This window comes from Anaerotignum faecicola (assembly GCA_024460105.1).
Classification (GTDB): Bacteria; Bacillota; Clostridia; order Lachnospirales; family Anaerotignaceae; genus JANFXS01.
In genome coordinates this window covers 1-428 of record JANFXS010000360.1, presented here as the reverse complement: position 1 = coordinate 428, position 428 = coordinate 1, and the positions used below count along the sequence as shown (strand labels likewise).

Sequence of the window (428 nt, the reverse complement as noted above, 5' to 3'; positions counted from 1 at the left end):
CCATGGTACACTCCCTGAAACGGTATGAGTACATAAAAAATGTGGCAGACCATTCGGAAACCCTGACTGTAAACCAGTTAAAAGACATGCTTCTGTCTCCCTATCCGGATGGCCTCTGCTGTCACTGCTATAAAGATTTCTTTGGTACAACAAAAAGCATGATCATTGATCCGGTGGATGGTATAATAGATTTATGCTGGGGCGGACGGGCGGAAAACGGGTGGCATGCGTATCGGATAAGCGAACCGCTCCCCACCAGGGAACACGACGTATCCATCACCTGTGAGCCCGCTGCTCCCACCATGTTTCGTTTCGATCCAAATCCGTTCGCATAGCCCCATGAAACTGAAATGACCGGTGATCCGGCCGAATCCTATAAAAGAAATAAGGAGACTGACCATGGACTATTTAAAAGCGCTGGAGCGCGC

General features: G+C 49.1%; 1 protein-coding gene. It reads left to right on the top strand.

The genetic code is table 11. From position 1 onward, the window contains the following. On the top strand, positions 1-335 hold a 335-nt coding region (locus NE664_14375), incomplete at its 5' end, for a C45 family peptidase (protein ID MCQ4727821.1). Positions 336-428 lie beyond the last annotated feature (93 nt).